The 17085-nt window shown below is 72.6% G+C and carries 15 protein-coding genes and 1 riboswitch; of the genes, 9 read left to right on the forward strand and 6 right to left on the reverse strand.

Annotation, left to right across the window (positions count from 1 at the left end; genetic code table 11):
• Position 1: 1 nt before the first annotated feature.
• Positions 2-1723, reverse strand: coding sequence for a DEDD exonuclease domain-containing protein (locus tag ACWEQG_RS03560; RefSeq protein ID WP_363470726.1), 1722 nt, complete (start codon positions 1721-1723; stop codon positions 2-4).
• A gap of 78 nt (positions 1724-1801) precedes the next feature.
• Positions 1802-2371, reverse strand: coding sequence for a GNAT family N-acetyltransferase (locus ACWEQG_RS03565; RefSeq protein ID WP_452281395.1), 570 nt, complete (start codon positions 2369-2371; stop codon positions 1802-1804).
• 322 nt (positions 2372-2693) lie between these two features.
• On the opposite strand from ACWEQG_RS03565, the gene ACWEQG_RS03570 reads away from it, so the two are divergent.
• The 5 genes from ACWEQG_RS03570 to ACWEQG_RS03590 all read left to right on the forward strand — a co-directional run bounded on the left by ACWEQG_RS03570 (position 2694) and on the right by ACWEQG_RS03590 (position 8425).
• Positions 2694-4010 carry an NYN domain-containing protein gene (locus ACWEQG_RS03570; protein WP_452281397.1) on the forward strand — a complete coding sequence of 439 codons (1317 nt, stop codon included), beginning with the start codon at positions 2694-2696 and terminating at the stop codon, positions 4008-4010.
• 135 nt (positions 4011-4145) lie between these two features.
• Positions 4146-5108, forward strand: a complete 963-nt coding sequence (locus tag ACWEQG_RS03575; protein ID WP_452281399.1) for an NlpC/P60 family protein — start codon at positions 4146-4148, stop codon at positions 5106-5108.
• Positions 5109-5404: 296 nt separating this feature from the next.
• Positions 5405-5563, forward strand: a riboswitch (cyclic di-AMP (ydaO/yuaA leader).
• Between the two features lie 121 nt (positions 5564-5684).
• The gene (locus ACWEQG_RS03580; RefSeq protein ID WP_452281401.1) at positions 5685-6209 is read left to right on the forward strand and encodes a C40 family peptidase; all 525 of its coding nucleotides are present in this window, start codon (positions 5685-5687) and stop codon (positions 6207-6209) included.
• Positions 6210-6312: 103 nt separating this feature from the next.
• Positions 6313-7227, forward strand: coding sequence for a hypothetical protein (locus ACWEQG_RS03585; RefSeq protein WP_452281403.1), 915 nt, complete (start codon positions 6313-6315; stop codon positions 7225-7227).
• Positions 7228-7315: 88 nt separating this feature from the next.
• Positions 7316-8425 (forward strand): glycosyltransferase family 4 protein, encoded by a 1110-nt coding sequence (locus tag ACWEQG_RS03590; protein ID WP_452281405.1) that lies wholly within the window; start codon positions 7316-7318, stop codon positions 8423-8425.
• 12 nt (positions 8426-8437) lie between these two features.
• On the opposite strand, the gene ACWEQG_RS03595 is transcribed toward ACWEQG_RS03590, so the two are convergent.
• The 4 genes from ACWEQG_RS03595 to ACWEQG_RS03610 all read right to left on the reverse strand — a co-directional run bounded on the left by ACWEQG_RS03595 (position 8438) and on the right by ACWEQG_RS03610 (position 14010).
• Positions 8438-9733: an Nramp family divalent metal transporter gene (locus ACWEQG_RS03595; RefSeq protein ID WP_452281407.1), complete on the reverse strand. Its 1296-nt coding sequence runs from the start codon at positions 9731-9733 to the stop codon at positions 8438-8440.
• A 189-nt stretch (positions 9734-9922) separates the two neighbouring features.
• On the reverse strand, positions 9923-10822 hold the full coding sequence (locus ACWEQG_RS03600; RefSeq protein WP_452281408.1) for a manganese catalase family protein: 900 nt from the start codon (positions 10820-10822) through the stop codon (positions 9923-9925).
• A gap of 251 nt (positions 10823-11073) precedes the next feature.
• The gene (locus ACWEQG_RS03605) at positions 11074-11907 is read right to left on the reverse strand and encodes an SAM-dependent methyltransferase (protein WP_452281410.1); all 834 of its coding nucleotides are present in this window, start codon (positions 11905-11907) and stop codon (positions 11074-11076) included.
• 303 nt (positions 11908-12210) lie between these two features.
• Positions 12211-14010 carry an AMP-dependent synthetase/ligase gene (locus ACWEQG_RS03610; RefSeq protein ID WP_452281412.1) on the reverse strand — a complete coding sequence of 600 codons (1800 nt, stop codon included), beginning with the start codon at positions 14008-14010 and terminating at the stop codon, positions 12211-12213.
• A 237-nt stretch (positions 14011-14247) separates the two neighbouring features.
• Between ACWEQG_RS03610 and ACWEQG_RS03615 the strand changes: the two genes are divergently transcribed.
• The 4 genes from ACWEQG_RS03615 to ACWEQG_RS03630 are packed head-to-tail and all read left to right on the forward strand — an operon-like array spanning position 14248 to position 17055.
• Positions 14248-15015, forward strand: coding sequence for a metallophosphoesterase family protein (locus tag ACWEQG_RS03615; protein WP_363469408.1), 768 nt, complete (start codon positions 14248-14250; stop codon positions 15013-15015).
• A 14-nt stretch (positions 15016-15029) separates the two neighbouring features.
• Positions 15030-15467 carry an SRPBCC family protein gene (locus ACWEQG_RS03620; protein ID WP_363469406.1) on the forward strand — a complete coding sequence of 146 codons (438 nt, stop codon included), beginning with the start codon at positions 15030-15032 and terminating at the stop codon, positions 15465-15467.
• Complete coding sequence (locus ACWEQG_RS03625) at positions 15464-16624, forward strand: ArsA family ATPase (RefSeq protein ID WP_452281414.1); 1161 nt, start codon at positions 15464-15466, stop codon at positions 16622-16624. The genes ACWEQG_RS03620 and ACWEQG_RS03625 overlap by 4 nt, the downstream gene beginning before the upstream one ends.
• Positions 16621-17055, forward strand: a complete 435-nt coding sequence (locus ACWEQG_RS03630) for a hypothetical protein (RefSeq protein WP_452281415.1) — start codon at positions 16621-16623, stop codon at positions 17053-17055. Before ACWEQG_RS03625 ends, ACWEQG_RS03630 begins: the two co-directional genes overlap by 4 nt.
• Positions 17056-17085: the final 30 nt, after the last annotated feature.

A 17085-nucleotide genomic window follows, 5' to 3' on the forward strand; every position in this document is an offset into this window, starting at 1 on the left:
GTCACCGCAGCGGCCGTCCCTCACGGCGGTCGCTCCGCTGGTGCCGGTAGGCGCGCTCGATGCGCTCGATCAGCCGCCCCGCGCCGTACGCGGGGAGACTCCAGGCGCCGTCCACCTGGACGAGGCGCACGCCGGGGGAGTCGAGCCAGCGCAGCACGCACTCGGTCTCCTCGGCGCTCGCGGCCGGTGTCGGGCCGGGACCGGGGACGACGGTCTCCGCGGTGGCGACCAGCGCGTCCACGTAGGGAGTGGGATGAGCGCCCCGGGGCATCACCCCGGCCGCGGTGAGCCTGCCGTACCGGATGACGTGGATGTCCCAGCCGCCGTCGAAGGCGGGGCTGGCCGCGACCATCTGCGGGATGCCCGTGAGGGAGCGCAGGCGCTGCATGCGCGCGGCGGTCCTGACGTAGGCCGCGAGCCGGTCGCGGTCGACGGCCGCCTCCTCGTATCGCTGCTCGGCCGAAAGGCGCCGCATGCGCGCCTCCATGGCGGAGAACACCGCCTCGGCGTCCTGCTCCATGGCGTGCCGGGCGCGGCGCACGTGCCGGGCGTAGCTCTCCTCGCTCTCGCGGCCCTCGCAGGGCGCGCCGCAGCGGCCGATCTCGGCGAGCGCGCAGGCGGGCCGTCGCACGCGGGCCGAGATCCGTTCGGTGCACTGCCGCAGCGGCAGCGCCTCGTGCATGGCCGTCCGCGCGTCGTCGGCCGTGCGGCTGCTGCCGAACGGGCCGAGATAGGCCGCCCCGTCGTCGCGGACCTCCCGCACGACGCTGAGGCGAGGGAACGGCTCGTCGGTCAGCTTGAGCCAGACCGCCCGCTCCGGGAAGCGGGACCGCCTGTTGTAGCGGGGCTTGGTCGCTCCGATCATCCGCAGCTCGCGGATCTCCGCCTCCAGCGCGGTGGCGCAGACGATCGTCCTGACCCGCTCGGCGATGCCGACCATCTCGCGGATGCGCGAACGGGTCTCGCTCGCGGTGAAGTAGCTGCGCACGCGGTTGCGCAGGTTGGAGCTCTTCCCGATGTAGAGCGCCTCGCCCCTGGCGTCCTCGAAGACGTAGACGCCCGGCGCGCCGGGCACCCCGTCGGCCAGGTGGCGCTTGCGCTGCTGCTCCGGGGTGGGGGCGCGCACGAAGCCGCGCAGGTCCTCCAGCGTGTGCACACCGAGCGAGCCGACCCGCGCGATGAGGCCGTGCAGCACGTCGACCGTGGCCCTCGCGTCGGCCAGCGCCCGGTGGCAGGGCTCGGTGGAGCTGCGGAAAATTCGGGCGAGGGTGGCGAGCTTGCAGTTGGGGGTCTCGTCGCGGGTCAGCACCCGGCGTGCGAGGTCGGCCGTGTCCACCACCGGATTGGCCGGGGGCGGATACCCGTTGGCCTGGCAGGCCGCCTTCAGGAACGACATGTCGAACGGCGCGTTGTGCGCCACCAGCGCCGTCCCGGCGACGAACTCCAGGAAGCTCGGCAGCACCTCCGAGAACTTCGGCGCGGCCACGACCATCGCGTCGGTGATGCCGGTCAGCACGGAGATGAACGGGGGGATCGGTCCGCCCGGGTCGACCAGCGTGGCGAACTCGCCGATCACCTCGCCGCCGCGCACCTTCACCGCGCCGATCTCGGTGATGGCGTGTTCCGCGGCCGAGCCGCCGGTGGTCTCAAGGTCGAAGACGACGAACGTCACCTCCCGCAGGGGAGTGCCGAGCTCGTCCAGCGTGCCCTGTACCGCATCCACGCCCAAGACCATAGAGACGCCGACCGACAATTGCCGTACCGGCCCCATGCGACGGTAAAGGAACGGCCAGGTGGGGAGCTACGCGGACGCCGCCCCGGCGTGCCATTCGCGGGCCAGCATCGCGTAGATCAGCTCGTCGCTCCACGCGCCGGCGAAGAACTCGTTCTCCACCAGGTGGGCCTCCTTGCGCATGCCGAGCCGCTCCATCAGGCGGGCGGAGGCGGTGTTGCGCGCGTCGCAGTTGCCGTGGACGCGGTGCAGCCCGAGACCCTCGAACCCGATGCGCAGGATCTCGCGGGCCGCCTCGGTGGCCAGCCCGCGGCCCTGGCAGGCCGGATTGAAGACGAAGCCGATCTCACCCTGGCGGTGCTCCCGGCTGCGCAGGAACAGCGTGAGATCGCCGATCACCGGCCCTCCGCCGGCCAGTGCGGCGGCCACGCTGAGCACGTCGCCGTCCTCCCCGAGCGACGCGCACGCGATCTTCCGGTCGAGCGCGGCCTTCGTCTCCTCCCGCGTACGGGCGTCCCAGTACAGGTATCTGGTCACCTCCGGCAGGGAGTGGAAGGCGTGCAGGTCGTCGAGGTCGGCCTCGGCGAAGGGGCGCAGGACCAGCCGGGGGGTCGTGATCGGGTACGGCGGGGTGAACACGCCGCCAAGCGTACGGACGGGTGCCGGGCGCCCGCCGACGGGTCGTCCGCGCCGGGCCGCACCGCCGGCGGCCCGGTGACAGATCATGAACGCGGCATGGACACGGTGCGACGGCCGTACCCTTGGAAGGGACAAGAACAAGGGAGTGTCTCGCAGATCTTGCCGTGTGAGGGCGGCCCGGTGGGCGCGCCGCGAGGCTCACGTCTCGCGGCGGCGGGCATCGGGGGGCGTTCTCGCACTCGGGGGCGACAGCACCGCGAGGCGCCGCCGGGGCGACCGCAGTGAGCAGAAGATCTGTAGGACACGGCCGAGGAGCGACGAGATGAGTTCAGCCGGAGAAGGCCTGTCTCGTCCGTTGCCCGAGCAGGTCCGCTTACATGTGGTGGAGGTCGCGGCGCAGGTGCTGGGCTCGATGCCCGCCGCCGCCGTGCCGCCGCCGTTGCGCAACATCGCCAAGTTCGACCCACGCAAGCGCGCCCGTCTGGGCAGCGCGCCCATCGCGGCCCAACTGGAGAACGACAAGGAGTTCCGCGAGCGGGTGGCCGAGACGCTGGAGGCGGCCTGGCCCGAGCTGGTGGCGAGCCTGGCCGAGGGTACGGTGCCCCCCGCGGCCGAGCCGGTGCTGGTCGCGGCGGCGGCCTACCTGACCCGTCCGCCCGGCTGGCCGGACCTGGTCGAGCAGGCGCGGGCCGACCTGGAGCAGGCCGCCGCGGCGGGCAGCCAGCGGGAGCAGGCGGAGACGCGGCTGCGCGAGCAGCTCGCGGCGCAGCGAGCCTCCGCCAAGGAGGAGATCGACCGGGTGCGCGAGCAGCTCAAGGCGGCCCGCGCGGAGAACTCCGACCTGCGGCGCAAGCTGCACGAGGCCCGTGAGCGGGTCAGGGCCGCCGAGACCAGGGCGGCCGAGCTGGAGGCGGAGACGGCCGAGGCGCGGGCCAGGGTCGCGAGCGCCAACGGCGCGGCCGAGACCGAGCTGCGCCGGCTCAAGGAACGCCTGGCGGACGCCGAGCGCCAGCTGGAGGCGAGCCGCAGGGCCGCCCGCGAGGGCCGCAGCATCGAGGACGCCCGGGTCCGGGTGCTGCTGGACGCGCTGCAGGACACCGCCGCGGGGCTGCGCAAGGAGCTCGGCCTGCCCACCACGATCAGCAGGCCGGCCGACTACGTGACCGCCGTCGTGCCGGGCGAGCCGGGCGTGACGGCCGTGCCCGCGCGGGCGCTGGCCAACGACGACCCCCAGCTGCTCGATCAGCTCCTGGCCCTCCCTCACCTGCACCTGATCGTCGACGGTTATAACGTGACCAAGACCGGCTACCCCTCGCTGACCCTCGCCGACCAGCGGGCCCGGCTGCTCACCGGGCTCGGCGGGCTCGCCGTCCAGACGCGGGCGGAGGTGACGTGCGTCTTCGACGGCGCCGAGCTCAACGGGCCCGTCCAGGTGTCCGCGCCGCGCGGGGTCCGGGTGATGTTCAGCGCGCCCGGGGAGATCGCCGACGACCTCATCCGCACGCTGGTGCGGGCGGAGCCCTCGGGGCGGGCGATCGCGGTCGTCTCCTCCGACCGGGAAGTGGCCGAGTCGGTGCGCCGCATGGGCGCGCGCCCGGTGCCCTCGCTCCTGCTGCTGCGCCGGCTCGGCCGCGGTTGAGCGCCCGTACGCACGCTCCGGACGCGCCTGGTCGCCCTGTGTCATGACCGCGGCGAATACCTGCGACCAGGTTGAAGCTTCATGATCGCCTGGATAGAGTCGCGCGCAGGTTTCGTAGATCTAAAGGGGGCCTCAGTGCGAGGGCGTGTGCCGGTGGCCGCCGGTTTGGCCGCCGTGGTCCTGCTGATGCCGGTGACGGGCGCGCAGGCGGATCCGAAGCCCACTGTCGCGCAGGCCAAGGCGAAGCTGAACAAGCTCAACGAGCAGGCCGACAAGCTCGTGGACCGCTACAACGCGGCCAACGAGAAGTGGAAGAAGGCGAGGCGGAAGTACCTCGCCGTCAACGAGGACTACAAGAAGCACAACGTCCGGGTGGAGGAGCTCCGCTCCGGGCTGGTCACGATGGCCGTCAACAGCTACCAAATCGGCGAGATGGGCTCGTGGGGCGGCGTCTTCTACAGCTCGAACCCCGACTCCATGCTCAGCGGCCTCGCCACGTTCAACCACATCTCGGCCGAGCGCGCCGGGCGGCTCCGGGAGTACGAGAGCGCCATCCAGGGCCTCAAGGACCGCCGTGACCAGAGCAAGGCGTCCTACGACGAGGCCGCCGACGTCAGGAGCGAGCTCGCCGACGAGAAGGAGAAGGTCGACAAGCTCGTCAGGGAGCAGATGAAGCTGCTGCGCTCGCTCGGGACGTACAACCCGGGCAACCCGAACAGCGCCGGCATCGTCTACACCGGGCCGGCGTCGGGCAACGCGCTGGCGGCGCTCCAGTTCGCCTACAAGCAGGTCGGCAAGCCGTACCGCTACGGAGGCACCGGGCCGGACTCCTGGGACTGCTCGGGTCTCGTGCAGGCCGCCTGGTCGGCCGCGGGAGTGACCCTGCCCCGGACGAGCTACGAGCAGTGGGCCTGGGGTGCGAGCCGCAGGGTCTCGCTGGACGAGCTCCAGCCGGGCGATCTGCTCTGGCACGCCGGGTACGGGCACGTCGGCATCTACGCCGGCGACGGCAAGGTCGTCCACGCTCCGCAGACCGGAGATGTTGTGAAAGTTGTCACACTCGCCGAGTATCGCGCCATCGGCGCCGTCCGTCCCTGACGTCTCGCCGTGCTGTGAGGCTGTGGCTCAAGTGACCGAATTGAGCGTCTGTGGCGGGACTGTGAGTAGAGTCACATTTAGCCAACCGTGCTGCGGGTAAGCTGCGGTTTCTTCTCCGCGGCCTTCGTTATCCGATCTTTATCCGGCGGCGGGGCTTTGCCGAACACGCCGGGTCCTGGGTAGCTTCTGGGCCGCGGCGAGCACGCCTCGCCGCCGCGAACCGGTCCGGCCGGCCGGTAGCGAAACAATTCCACCGTCATCGGCGCCCCCAACACCCCCCTCGCGGGATCCCCGGCGCCGGTGGCCTGCCGAGTCCGTGCAGTCAGGAGGCACGGAGCCGGGGAACCATCGACCTTCACGCGAAGGTCCGGGGTGAATCGGCGCATCGCGCGCCGTAGGGCGGCTTCCCAGCCCGAACCCGTCAGCTAACCCGGTAGGCGTTTGCGGAAGAGCCGAGGAGAGATCCTGTCTACCACCCCCGCTAGCCTGTCCCGTATTGCCCGAATTGCCCTTGGAAGTGCCGCTCTGACGGCATCCGTAGGGGTCGCCGGTGCGCATCCGGCGGCGGCCGACACGGTGACGGTCACGGTCGTCAAGACAGCCCCCGAGACGAAGACGGCCCCGAAGACGGCCACGGCGACCGGTGCGAACACCACCGCCCGCCAGGCCGCGGCGAAGAAGCAGGCGACGAAGAAGAAGTCCGCCGCCAAACGGAAGGTCAGCAGAAGCGCGCTCCAGCGGGCCAAAGCCCTGCGCGCGGTGCAGACCGCCAGGAAGCAGATCGGCGACCCCTATCGCTACGGGGCCACCGGACCGGGCGCGTTCGACTGCTCGGGCCTGGTCCAGTACGCCTGGCGCAAGGCGGGCGTACGGCTGCCGCGCACGACGTGGTCCATCCGGGGCGCGGTCAGGAAGAAGGTGTCCTGGGGGCACTTCAAGCCCGGTGACCTGATCTTCACCAGCGGCGGCGGCCACGTCGGCATGTACGTCGGGCACGGCAAGATGGTCCACGCTCCGCACAGCGGCACGCGGGTGCGGATCGACAAGCTGGACGCCTACCGGAGGAGCACCTTCGTGGGTGCCGTCCGTCCGGGCGTCTGAGGGCGCCGGTCACCAAGCCCCCTCGACCGGTGCCGTCCTTGCGGCCCCGTCCACCTCGCCGAGGTGGACGGGGCCGTGGCATGCGCTGGCTACCATGCACGGCGTGACTGTCACGAGCGGCGTGCCCGGGGGCGTGCCGGGCGTGCGCGCCGAGGCCGACCGGCGCCGGCCCGCGAATCCGTCCCACGGAGTCCGTCCCCGCCGTGCCGCGGCCGTGGCCGTCGCGCTGGCCGCGCTGCTGGCCGGGCCGGAGGCCGCGGCCGCGCCCGATCCACTGCTCGCCCTGCGGCTCGACGCCCGCGCCGCCGTGCGGGAGCATCCGGGCATGTGGACCGGCGCCTCCGTCGCCCGCGGCGCGCGCGCTGTCGTCGTCGGGTCGCCCCGGCCGCTGGTCGCCGAGATCGCCGAGCTGGCCGATCGTGCGGACCGTACGGTGCGGAGGATCTGGGGCGGGTACGGCGGCGCGGTGGTCCTCGTGCCCCGGGGCGAGGAACAGACCGCCGTGCTGGCCGCGCCGGCGAAGGTGGAGGGCCTGGCGGCCGTCGCCACCGGCGGCCGGGTGATCGTGCAGCCGGCCGCGTTCGCCCGCCTGTCCGCGACCGGCCGCCTGGTCGTCGTGACCCATGAGCTGACGCACGTCGCGACCGCCGGCCCCCGCGCCGTCCCGATGTGGCTCATGGAGGGCTTCGCCGACTACGTGGGCTACCTGGACAGCGGACTGCCGGTCCGCACGGTGGCCGCCGAGCTGGCCGCCGACGTGGCCGCCGGCAGGCCGGCGCTGCGGGAGCTGCCGGGGCCCGGCGACTTCGCCGCCAGGCCCGCCCAGGCGTACGAGGAGGCGTGGCTGGCCTGCCGCTACATCGCCGCCCGGTTCGGCGAGCGGAGGCTGGTCGCCCTCTACCGCGCCGCGCGGCGCGAGGAGATCGGCGCCGCCCTGCGGGAGGTGCTCGGGCTGACCCCCGGCCGCCTGACCCTCGAATGGCGGGCGTACGCGCGCGGGCAGCTCGCCCGGTCCTGATCGGGTTTCCGCGGAGGGACCGCCGCGGCTGCGACAATGCCTTCTCGGGCGGCGCGGGCGGACCGCGCGTGGCACGCCGGGGGTGAGGATGACGAAGCGGACGCTGATCGTCACGAACGACTTCCCGCCCAGACCGGGCGGCATCCAGGCGTTCGTGCACGGCCTCGCCTCACGCAGGCCGCCCGGCTCGGTGGTCGTGTACGCCCCGCGCTGGAAGGGGTGCGAGGACTTCGACGCCCGCCAGCCGTACGAGGTGGTCCGCCACCCCTCCTCGCTGATGCTGCCGACGCGCTCGGTGGCGAGGAGGGCGGCGGCGCTGGTCGAGGACGGCGCCACCGTCGTGTTCGGCGCGGCGGCGCCGCTGGGGCTGCTCGCCCCCGCCCTGCGCGCCGCGGGCGCGGGCCGGGTCGTCATGCTCACCCACGGGCACGAGGCGTCCTGGGCCCGCCTGCCCGGCGCGCGCGCCCTGCTGCGCCGCATCGGTGCGGGAGCCGACGTCGTGACCTACCTCGGCGACTACACCCGCCGCCGGATCGCCCGGGCCGTCCCCGACTCCCGGCTCGTACGGCTCGCGCCGGGCGTGGACACCGCCGCCTTCCGTCCCGGGGCGGGCGGCGACCGGGTGCGGGCCTCGCTCGGCCTCGGCGACCGGCCGGTCGCCGTGTGCGTCTCGCGGCTGGTGCCGCGCAAGGGCCAGGACGTGCTGCTGCGGGCCTGGCCGCTCGTCCTGCGTCGGGTCCCCGGCGCGGTCCTGCTGCTGGTGGGCGGCGGCCCCTCACGGCGGTCGCTGGAGCGCGGCGCCGCCCGGGCCGGCCTGCGCGGCTCGGTGGTCGTCACCGGGTCCGTCCCCTGGGCGTCCCTGCCGGCCTACTACGACGCGGGCGACGTGTTCGCCATGCCCTGCCGCAGCAGGTTCGCGGGCCTGGACGTCGAGGGCCTCGGCATCGTCTACCTGGAGGCGTCGGCCACCGGGCTGCCGGTGGTCGCCGGGTCGTCCGGAGGCGCCCCCGACGCCGTACGGCACGGCGAGACGGGCCTGGTGGTCGACGGCACGTCGCACACGGCGGTGGCCGACGCGCTGTGCGACCTGCTGACCGACCCGGCCCGCGCCCGCGCGATGGGCGAGCGGGGCCGGGCCTGGATCGAGGAGGAGTGGCGCTGGGACCTCGTCGCGGCCCGGTTCGCCGCGCTGCTGTGACGGGAGGCCGCCTCAGCCGGTGAACACCTCCATGAGCAGGAAACCGTTCAGCGCGCTGATGACGGCGGCGACGGCGACGCCGGCGACGGTGGTGACACGGCGGTTGACGAGGTCGCCCATCAGTTTCCTGCTGCTGGTGAACGCCACGAGCGGGACCAGGGCGAAGGGGATGCCGAAGGACAGCGCCACCTGGCTCAGGACGAGCGCCCGCGTGGGGTCCACCCCGGCGGCCAGGACGGCCATGGCCGGGAGGATCGTGACCAGGCGCCGCGCCAGGAGCGGCACGCGGCGGCGCAGGAACCCCGCCATGATGATCTGCCCGGCGTAGGTGCCCACGCTGGAGGAGGCCAGCCCGGAGGCGAGCAGGGCGAGCGCGAACGCGACCGCAGCCCCGGGCCCGAGCACCTGCCCGAGACCGGCGTGGATGGCCTGCAGGCTCCCGGGATCGCCGCCGCCGAAGGTGGCGGCGGCCACGGTCAGCATCGCCATGTTCACCAGCCCGGCGGCGCCGAGGGCCACGCCGATGTCCATCCGGCTGGCCCGCACCGCCTCCCTGCGCACGTTCTCCCCGGCCCCGCCCGGCACGGCTTGGTGCTGGGTGAGGGCCGAGTGCAGGTAGACGACGTGGGGCATGACCGTCGCCCCGATGATCCCGGTGGCCAGCAGCAGGCTGTCCGGCCCGGCCAGGCGGGGCACGAAGCCGCCCGCCACGCCCGCGAGGGACCCCGACAGCAGCACCTGGTAGGCGAAGCCGGCCAGGACCACGGCGAGCAGCGCCGCGACGGTCGCCTCGAACCGGCGGCGTCCGCGCGGCGCGAGCATGAGCAGGATCGACGAGACGACGGCCGTGATGGCGGCGGCGGGCAGCAGCGGCACGCCGAACAGCAGGTTCAGCGCGATCGCCCCGCCGATGAACTCGGCCAGGTCGGTGGCGGCGGCGACCAGCTCGGCCTGCACCCACAGCGGCAGGCTCACCCGCCGCGGCAGGTGGTCGCGGCACAGCTCGGGGAGGTTGCGCCCGGTGGCGATGCCGAGCTTGGCCGACAGCGCCTGCACGAACATGGCCAGCACGTTCGCGACGGCGATCACCCACAGCAGCATGGTGCCGTACTGCGCGCCGCCCGCCATGTTGGTCGCGAAGTTGCCGGGATCGACGTACGCCACGGAGACGACGAACGCGGGACCGCACAGGCCGGCCAGCCGCGCGAAGCGGCCCGGTGCCGCCCGCCCGGCGGCGGAAGAGGCGGCGGGGGAGGCGGTGGGAACGGCGGGCGCACGCCCGTCGGAGGGGCGGCGGGAGTCGAGCACGAGAGCCTCACAGGACAGAGGTCTGGACGGGCGGCAGACCCGGACCCGGTGCGGCGCGGCTCGTGGCCGGGCGGCACCGGGCGCCGGGACGCGGTACGGCACGCGCGCGGAGCGGCGCGAGGGCCGAGGAGTGCGTGGACGATCGGTGAAAGGACGGACGGGGCTCGGCGGAGGCCGGTCAGGTGCCGGTCAGGTGAGCTTGTCCTTGAGCTTGCCGATGGGGCCCACCTCGGTGCCGAGGGCGGGGCCCTGCGGCTCGCCCATGCTGCCGTCGTAGGTGTCGTACAGCTTGGGGTCGGGCGGCGGCGCCATGGCGGGCCCCCCGAGCGGCTCCGGGTTGAGGAGATAGGCGAACTGGTGGCGGCCGTCCGGCTGCGGCCCGCCGGCCCAGCCGCCCGACTGGGCCTCGGTGCCGTCGGAGAGGTCCCAGATCGTCTCCGCGTGCTCGGCGTGCTCCTCGTCGAACAGCGCGTTGGGCACGACGACGTCCTCCAGGCCGTCCGTTCTGAGTTCCTCGATCGCCTTGAGCCACAGGTTCTGGTGCAGGGTGTCGCGGGCGAGGTTGAACTTCAGCATGTCCTTCACGCCGCGGTCGTCGGTCATGTGGTACAGCCGGGCGGTCTGCAGCCGGCCGTGCGCCTCGGCCGCGACGTTGGCCTGGAAATCCGCCAGGAGGTTGCCGCTGGCGACGATGTAGCGGCCGTTCCAGGGGTATCCGTTGCTGTCGGCGGGCATGGGGCCGCCGCCTCCGACGATGGCCTGCTGGGGATCCATGCCGCCCAGCACCGCGCCGAGCACGGGATCGGCGGCGGCCATCTTCGTGACCGTCGTGGAGGGCGCGCCCTCGAGGAGGCGGGCGACCATCGTGGCGAGCATCTCGACGTGCCCGATCTCCTCGGTCGCGATGTCCATGATCAGGTCTTTGTACTTGCCGGGCATGCGGCAGTTCCAGCCCTGGAACAGGTACTGCATCGTCACGGTCATCTCGCCGAAGGCGCCGCCGATGAGCTCCTGGAGCTTGCGCGCGTATACCGGGTCGGGCTTTTCGGGCTTGGCCTCGAACTGGAGCCGACGGGTGTGCCGGAACATATGACTCCTCGCGTAGGAAAACCACAGGGAGCCGCAGGCCTTACGCGGGCTAAGGGCGCGACCCCACTGGTGCGTGTGGTGGGGGGTCACGCATAAATCCCAACACGTGGCGCAACGGGACCACAGGAGCGACACCTAACGAAGGGCCCAATGGTTGGACAGGCGGGCGCGGTGGACGTCTCACTCCCGGCACCGCCGGGAACGGACCCTTCGCCGGGTGTCGCCCCGGTGGCCGGATCGCGGCCGTATGGTCAGGGTTTGCGGCCGACGCCGCCGGCGACGCAGATGCCGCCGAGGTCGAGGGGATAGCGCACGGGTTCCTCGGGACGCCACTCGGGCACGTGCACGACGCCGGGCTCGACCAGGTCGAGGCCGTCGAAGAACCGCACGATCTCGGGCATGTCCCGGGCCCTGCCGGTGCCGAGCATCTGCAGCAGCACGGCCTCCAGCTCGCGCATCTCCGGCGCGCAGGAGCAGAAGTGGGTGAGCTGCATGTAGCTGCCCGGAGCCAGGCGGGCCTTGTAGGCGTCCACGAGGCCGTTCGGGTCCTCCGCGTCGGCGAGATGGTGGACCACGGCCACCAGCAGCAGGCCGACGGGACGGGAGAGGTCGAGGAAGCCCTCGACGTCGGGGTGGTTGAGGATCACCTCGGGTTCGCGCATGTCCGCGGTGATCACGCGGGTGCGCTCGTCGGTCTGCAGGATCGCCCGCGCGTGGGCCAGCACGATGGGGTCGTTGTCGACGTAGACGACCTTCGCGGCGGGGTTGATGCGCTGCGCGACCGAGTGGGTGTTGTCCATCGTGGGCAGGCCCGAGCCGATGTCGAGGAACTGGTCGATGCCCTGCTCGGCCATGTACTTCACGCCGCGGAACAGCATGGCGCGGTTGTTGCGGGCCCCCTCACCGCGGTCGGGGAAGTGCCGCATGCCCTCCATGGCGACCGCGCGGTCCACCGCGAAGTTGTCCTTGCCGCCCAGGAACGCGTCGTACACCCGCGCGATGCTGGGCTTGGTCGTGTCGACCTCCGGGGGGAGATAGTCGGGATCGCGGTGCGTCCAGTTCCAGCCGCCGACCCTGTCACCCATCGCCCGTCCCTCTCCAGTCGCCGATCATGGATGCGTTGGGAGCATAACCAGGCGAAGCGCAACATTGCGATGTCGGCGCGATATTTTTCGGCGCCCCGCACCGGACGCCGTGAACGGCTAGTCGTAACGAACTCCTGGAAAGCCTGTTCGGCATGCCTTTCGTGCCGGTTCCGGCTGTCCGAAAGTTTCAGCGCCCGGCCGCCGTGCCGGAGAACTGGGGCGCCGTACGTCGCCCGACTCACCCGTGGACGCGTCGTGCGCGACGACCCGGCCGCGGCGTCCGCGGCCGGGCCACCCCCGAGGTCAGCCGCCGTACAGCTCGTCGATCTGCTTGGCGAAGTCCCGGGTCACGACGTGCCGCTTGATCGACTGCTTCGGGGTGACGTGGCCGGTCTCCTCGCTCAGCTCGATGTCGAGGATGCTGAACTTCTTGATCTGCTCGGCCTTGGAGACCATCCGGTTGGCGTCGTCCACGGCCTGCTGCACCTCGGCGACGACGCCGGGGTCGGAGCAGAGCTCGGCCATGGAGGCGCCGGAGCGGCCGTTGGCCTGCTTCCACTGCTCCATCGCCTCGTGGTCGAGGGTGATGATCGCGCCGATGAACGGCTTGTCGTCGCCGACCACCATCACCTGGCTGACCAGGCGGTGCGCGCGGATGGCGTCCTCGAGCGGCGCCGGCGCGACGTTCTTGCCGCCGGCGGTGACGAGGATCTCCTTCTTGCGGCCGGTGATGCTCAGGTAGCCGTCGTCGTCGAGGCTGCCGACGTCCCCGGTGTGGAACCAGCCCTCGGGGTCGACGACCTCCTTGGTCGCGCGCTCGTTGTTCCAGTAGCCGTCGAAGACGTGCCGGCCCTTCACCAGGATCTCGCCGTCGTCGGCGATGCGGACGCTCACGCCGGGGAACGGCTTGCCGACCGTGCCGATCTTGTTGGCGCCGGGGATGTTGACGGTCGAGGGCGCGCTGGTCTCGGTCAGCCCCCAGCCCTCGAACACCTCGATGCCCACGCCGCGGAAGAAGTGGCCGAGCCGCTCGCCGAGGGCCGAGCCGCCGGAGACCGCCGCCGTCAGCGCGCCGCCGGTGGCCGCCCGCAGCTTGCCGTACACGAGCTTGTCGAAGGCCGCGTGCTTGAGCCGGGCGCCGAGACCGGCCCCGCCGGAGCTCTCGGCCTTGCTCCAGTCGATCGCGGCCCGGACGGCGGCGTGGAAGATCTTGCCCTTGCCCTCCGCGGTGGCCTTCTGCTCGGCGGCGTTGTAGACCTTCTCGAACACGCGGGGCACGCCCAGCAGGAAGGTGGGCTGGAACTCCCGCAGGTCGGGCGCCACGTTCTTCATGTTCGGGCTGTGCGCGAGCACCGTCTTCGTCTCGATCAGGACGACCTGGATGATCCGGGCGAAGCTGTGCGCCAGCGGGAGGAAGAGCAGCGCGGCCCGGCCCTCGACGTCGAACAGCGACTCCAGCGGCCCGAGGGAGACGTTGCGCGCGGTGAACAGCAGGTTGTCGTGGGTGAGGCGGCAGCCCTTAGGCATGCCGGTCGTGCCGGAGGTGTAGATGATCGTGGCGAGGTCGCGGCCGCCGCGGCTCGCCCTGCGCTCGGCCAGCGTGTCGTTGCCCACCTCGGCGCCGAGCCGCTCAAGCTCGGCGAGCCCGCCGTCGTCGATCCCCCACAGCAGCGGCAGATCGGGCGCGGCCTCGCGCACGGTCTCCTCGTGCGCGGCCGTCTCCACGATCACGGCCTTGGCGCCGCTGTCGCTCAGGATCCACTTCACCTGGTCGGCGGAGGAGGTCTCGTAGATCGGCACCCCGACCGCGCCCGCGGCCCAGATGGCGTAGTCGGCGACCGTCCACTCGTAGCGGGTGCGCGACATCAGCCCGACCCGGTCGCCTGGTTCGATCCCGGCGGCGATCAGTCCCTTGGCGGCGGCCGCCACCTGGTCCCTGAACTGCGCGGCCGTGACCGGCGTCCACGGTGCGCCCGGATCCTCACCCTCCTTACGGCGGATGACGACGGTGTCCGGTTCGTCCACGCCGCGCTGGAACACCACGTCGGTGCAGTTCGCGGATGGAGGCACGTCCACCAGCACGGGAACGCTGAACTCGCGCACGGGTCACTCCTTCGCGCACGGCCGCGCGGCCTCCGGAGCGCCGTGCCGGGACCGCGTTGCGGGCATCACTCTTCGTGTCTCACTGGACGCTACCGTGCAAAGTTACGCACGGGTAGAGCCGTCACCCAGGCGTTATCCAGGGACAAATCGACGCTATCAGTGTCCCCCGGGCGGCGAGGGCGACACCTTTCCGTGACCCAAGCGGGTGCTAGGTAAAGCGGCCGTTACGATGTGCGCATGCGCATCCACGTGGTCAGCGACGTCCACGGCCGGGCCGACGCGCTCGCCCGCGCGGGTGACGGGGCCGACGCCCTGATCTGCCTCGGCGACCTGCTTCTGTTCATCGACTACGCCGACCACTCGCAGGGCATCTTCCCCGACCTCTTCGGCGCGGACAAGGCGAGCGAGTACGTGGGCCTGCGCGCGGCGGGCCGCTTCGGCGAGGCGCGGGAGCTGTCGGCCGGTCTGTGGGCCTCCCTCGAGGGCGACCCCCGCGACGTCATGGAGGCGGCGGTCCGGCGCCAGTACGAGCAGATCTTCTCCGCCATGCCGACGCCCGCCTACCTCACGTACGGCAACGTGGACCTGCCGCGCCTGTGGGCGGACCACCTGCGGCCCGGGCAGCGGGTCCTGGACGGCGAGGTGGTGGAGATCGGCGGGCTCACCTTCGGGTTCGTCGGCGGCGGCCTGCGCACGCGCTACCGCACGCCGTACGAGATCGACGACGAGGAGTACGCGCGCAAGGTAGAGGCGGTCGGCGAGGTGGACGTGCTGTGCTGTCACATCCCGCCCGCCATCCCCGACCTGCTGTACGACGTGGTGGCCCGGCGGTTCGAACGGGGGAGCGAGGCCACGCTGGAGGCGATCAGGAGAACGCAGCCCCGTTTCGCGCTGTTCGGCCACGTTCACCAGCCGCTGGTCAGCAGGACCCGTGTGGGGCGCACGGAGTGCGTCAACGTCGGCCATTTCCGCGGCCGTGGCACGCCTTTCGCCCTGGAATGGTGAAGTACGGTTGGCGCATGGCTGATCGCACTTCGTCGAGCATCACGATCGGCGCCGGCCGGTCGACAATCATGGCCGTCATCGCCGATTTCCCGGCCTATCCGGAGTGGGCCGGCCAGGTGAAGAAGGCCGAGGTCCTGGAGACGGGCGCGGACGGCCGCGCCACCCGGGTCCGGTTCGTCCTCGACGCCGGAGTGATCAGCGACGAGTACGTCCTCGGGTACGACTGGGACGACGACGCGGGCGTGAGCTGGCGCATGGTCGACGCCGGGCGGATGCTCTCGGGCCTGACCGGCAGCTACCGCCTGACCGAGAACGGCGGCGGCACGGAGGTCACCTACGACCTCGCCGTCGACCTGAAGGTCCCGATGATCGGCATGATCAAGCGCAAGGCCGAGAAGGTCATCGTCGACACGGCGCTGAAGGGGCTCAAGCGGCGCGTCGAGGGCCGATGAGGGTCCTCCTCTTCACGGGGAAGGGCGGGGTCGGCAAGACCACGGCGGCCGCCGCGACCGCCACGCTCGCCGCCGGGCGCGGCAACAAGACGCTGGTCGTGTCCACCGACACCGCGCACTCCCTCGCCGACGCGCTCGGCGTGCCGCCCTCGGCCGAGCCGGTCGAGGCCGCGCCCGGCCTGCACCTGCAGCAGGTGGACACCCAGAAGTCGCTGGAGCGGCACTGGGGCGAGTTACGCGACTACGCCGGGAACGTGCTGGCGGAGCTCGGCCTCGACGAGGTCACCTCCGAGGAGATCACCGTCCTGCCGGGCGCCGAGGAGATCCTCGCCCTGCTCGAACTGCGCGAACAGGCCCGCACCGGCCGCTGGGACGTGATCGTCGTCGACTGCGCCCCGACCGCGGAGACGCTGCGCCTGCTCGCCCTGCCGGAGGCGCTCGACTGGCACGTCAACCGTCTGCTCCCCGTGGGCAGGCGGGTGCTGAGAGCGCTGTCACCGGTCATCCGGCACGTCGCCAAGGTGAGCGTGCCCGAGGGCGAGGTCGTCTCGGCAGGGGAGCGGCTGCACCGGGACCTGCTGGAGGTGCGCGCGCTGCTCACCGGCGACGACGCCTCCGTGCGGCTCGTGCTGACCCCCGAGGCCGTGGTCGTCGCCGAGGCCCGCCGTACGCTCACCTCGCTCAGCCTGTACGGCTACCGCGTCGACGCGGTGATCGCCAACCGGGTCTTCCCCGCGGAGGGCGCCGACGAGTGGCGGCTGGGCTGGGTGGAGGCCCAGGCCAGGCAGCTCGCCACGGTGCACGAGTCGTTCGCGCCGCTGCCCGTCCTCACCGCCCCCTATCTTCCGGCGGAGCCGGTAGGGACGGCCGCCCTCGCGGACCTCGCCGCGAGGATGTACGCAGACCGGGATCCCTTCGCCCGCCCGGACGCCGAACCGCCGCTGAGGTTCACCGCCGACGAGCTGACGCTGTCCCTGCCGCTCGCCGACCGCGACGACCTCGACCTCGCCCGCAAGGGGGACGACATCATCGTCACCGCCGGGTCCTACCGGCGGGTCATCGCCCTGCCCGCCGCCCTCGCCCGGCGCCAGATCTCCTCGGCCGCGCTCCGGGACGGCCGGCTCCGGGTACGGTTCGAGGCAGGAGGGGCGATATGACGGATTCCAACGACACCAACCCCCGCAGCCAGGACCCGCTCGGGTCGGCGGCGGAGGAGGCGATGAAGCTGCTGGACGCGGTCCAGCGGCGGATGGGCCGCGAGTTCGGCAAGGGGATGGTGAAGGGCGGCGTGAGCGGCTTCGGGGCCGCCTTCGGCGGTGGCGGCGCGGGCGGCCGGGGCGACGACGTGTGGAGCGAGGCCGTCTCCGACGACCACGACGAGTACGTCTGCCGGGCCTGCCCGGTGTGCCGGGTCATCGCCGCGCGCCGCGAGGCCGGCGGCGACGTCACCGGCCATCTGGTCGCGGCCGGCGGAGAGCTCTTCGCGGCCTTCCGGCAGGCGGTAGACGCCCTGCAGCGCCCCTCGTCACGCCCGGCGGGGGAGCGCCGGCCCGGCGACTCCACGGTGGAGCACATCGACCTGGGATGACGAGCCGGTCGCGCGCGGGTGCCGGTGGGA

Source organism: Microbispora sp. NPDC004025, assembly GCF_053604425.1.